The 2,474-nt window shown below is 59.0% G+C and carries 3 protein-coding genes; 1 reads left to right on the top strand and 2 read right to left on the bottom strand.

Annotation, left to right across the window (positions count from 1 at the left end; all coding sequences use genetic code 11):
• Positions 1-177: 177 nt before the first annotated feature.
• Both WC7_RS27070 and WC7_RS21190 read right to left on the bottom strand, forming a co-directional pair.
• A complete protein-coding gene (locus tag WC7_RS27070) occupies positions 178-765 on the bottom strand; it encodes a hypothetical protein (protein ID WP_016151787.1) in 588 nt (195 codons plus the stop codon).
• Positions 765-1,400: a hypothetical protein gene (locus WC7_RS21190; protein ID WP_016151786.1), complete on the bottom strand. Its 636-nt coding sequence runs from the start codon at positions 1,398-1,400 to the stop codon at positions 765-767. The genes WC7_RS27070 and WC7_RS21190 overlap by 1 nt, the downstream gene beginning before the upstream one ends.
• Before the next feature lie 214 nt (positions 1,401-1,614).
• On the opposite strand from WC7_RS21190, the gene WC7_RS21195 reads away from it, so the two are divergent.
• Complete coding sequence (locus WC7_RS21195) at positions 1,615-2,178, top strand: recombinase family protein (protein WP_016151785.1); 564 nt, start codon at positions 1,615-1,617, stop codon at positions 2,176-2,178.
• Positions 2,179-2,474: the final 296 nt, after the last annotated feature.

Genomic DNA, 2,474 nt, shown 5'->3' with positions numbered 1-2,474 from the left:
GATCGGTCAACGTGATGCCGTCAAAATCGCCCTTTGCAGTGGACTGGCGACCAGCTGCGCCGCCAATGGACTCACCCGGCGCATAAGGCTGATTCTGGAACGGCTCGGCGCTGCCACCACGGCCTCCCTGCTGGAAGGTCTGATCGATGTCTGGCGCGTAAGTGCGGTTAAAAGTCATTATTTGTTACTCCATTGAGTACCAGACCAGTCGATGCCCTGCGCTGCGGGGCTCGGTTGTGCCTGAGTTAATTGCTGACGCACAGCATCAATGCCGGGCTGTCTGATGTTATTAGGCAGGCCTCGAGTGTCTTCAAGACGTGTCGCCAGCTCTACGATCTGCCCGGTGGCCACCCCGGCAACTTCACAATCACGGATAAGCTGCTGATCACTGATCTGCTGCTGCCGTGCGAGGTGGATTTGCTCGGTGCTCATGTTGCGGCTCACGGTCATATCCGGCGCGAACTGCACAGGGGAGCCGCTCATGGCCTGCTCCAGCGCATCGCCTGCGGTGGATTTGAGCAGGTGCTGGCGAACGGCTGAGAATGCTGCTTTACGCTCCGCGTCGGGGAGGTCATGGGTAGTTTTGAGGGACTTTTTCAGCTCCTCAACCTGAGCGCGGGGGGCTTTGGCCTGCCAGCAGTCAGCAATCAGCTTATGGTCTTCAAAATTCAGCCTTGCCTCACGCCCCGCATCGTCTCCGGCGAGGCTCTTGGTCATGGTGCTGTTTAACGCAGCCAGCTGCGCCAGTACGGCTTTAATGGTCATTATCTGGCACTCCCGTAGTTTTTCAGGCTGGATAACATGCCGTTATTACGGCCCAGAACCGCCAGACGGCTGTCCACACGGATCGCCGTGGTGTACTGGTTACTGTTTGCCAGCTCCAGCCCCAGCTCAGCAGCCTGCTGAATAGCAGCATCAAGCAGGGCCTGCACATGAGCCACACGGGCGTCGCTCAGCGCCTTGGTCAGCAGATCCTCACACTGGCGGCGCAGTAGGGCAGACCGCTGCACGATGGCGGAGATCTGCGAGCCAGTGGCGGCAAGCTGCTGCCGGGCGGCTGAAAGCTCGTTTTCTACCTCAGGGATCAGGCTTGGGGCCATCGCGCACTCAGGGCGAACCGGTTCCCCGGAACGCAGACAGGCTTTGCCCTCCTCAACCAGCGCGACAACGGTCGCCAGCTGACGCTCCAGCAGGGTGGCGGCATCGTGCTGGCCTTCGCGTTGCTCACGCAGCTGCGCGGCATCGGCATCCAGTGCGGTGGCCTGATCGAGAAGGCTGATCGCCTGCTCGCGGGTAATGGCAAGGTTATCAATCTGAGGCAGCGGCGCGGCGTACTCGCCCAGCGCGTCATAAATTTGGCTCAGCTGGTTATCCACCTGAGCGGTATTTGAATTAGTCATATGTTGTCTCGTCAAAGTCAGCGGCGAGGTGCCGCCCGTAAAGTGTGCCGTCACGACTGAGGGGGAGGGGCGCGGGCGTTGCCCTCGCATACCGTCAAAAAGGCATCCCTTACGCGACGCCCCAATTAGAGGGGCCTTACGAGGATTTGAGATTGTTTTATGCGTCGAAAGCGTCTATTATTTTCTCAAGCAACCTTTTGAGACGGTAACGATAATGATTTTTGGCTATGTACGCGTATCAACCGCAGAGCAGAACCTTGGCGGGCAAACAGACGCCATCCTGCAACGCTATCCCGATGCGCGGATCCTGAGTGACGAGGGAGTAAGCGGCATCACGCCCGTAATGGAGCGCCCCGGATTCTCCGCCCTGATGAAGGTCGCCGGGAGCGGTGACGTGATCGTGGTGGCGGCTATCGACCGGATAGGACGCAATGCCGCCAGCACGCTGGAAGTGGTGGAAGACCTGAAAGCGAAGGGCATCACCCTGATCAGCCTCCGGGAAGGATTCGACGCAACAACCCCAGCGGGCAAGCTCATGCTCACCATGCTGGCGGGGATCGCGGAAATGGAACGCACCTCGATGCTGGAACGTCAGCGAGCCGGGATTGATTCAGCGAAGAAAGCAGGCAAGCACCTTGGCAGGCCGATAAAGGTCACGCCTGAGGTACGCAAAAAGATTCTGGAGAAGCGGGAGATCGGCATACCTGCTGCACGTATCGCCAGAGATTTGAACATTAGCCGGGCCAGTGTGTTCCGCGTGTTCAAAGAGGAGAGTTAAGAGCGACGGGCCAGACTGGGAAGGCATGGCCCGTCTAAGAGATTGGAGCCCCTGCGCTAACAGGGGAACCAAAAGCGGCGCGGTGAAGGTGGCAACCAAAGCCGCGCCATTGTCAGAACCAACCCAATGGAACCAACATTATGATTATTGCATCACAGCGTCACACGGCGCAAACATTCCCCGGCTTAACCATCGAGCACGGAGAAATCCGCCAGCACGGCATCCAGCGCACTATAGCGATGAACGGGCGCGGCATCCATCAAGTCAGCCTCAGAACGGCGGAGGGCCGCGTGCTC

It is taken from the genome of Citrobacter sp. KTE151 (genome assembly GCF_000398845.1).
GTDB classification, from domain to species: Bacteria; Pseudomonadota; Gammaproteobacteria; order Enterobacterales; family Enterobacteriaceae; genus Citrobacter; species Citrobacter braakii.
This window is presented reverse-complemented; position numbering and strand designations above follow the sequence as displayed.

Bases quoted from the DNA above. Each gene is read 5' to 3' on its own strand.
- WC7_RS27070 (WP_016151787.1), bottom strand. From the start codon at position 765: ATGACCATTAAAGCCGTACTGGCGCAGCTGGCTGCGTTAAACAGCACC.
- WC7_RS21190 (WP_016151786.1), bottom strand. From the start codon at position 1,400: ATGACTAATTCAAATACCGCTCAGGTGGATAACCAGCTGAGCCAAATT.
- WC7_RS21195 (WP_016151785.1), top strand. From the start codon at position 1,615: ATGATTTTTGGCTATGTACGCGTATCAACCGCAGAGCAGAACCTTGGC.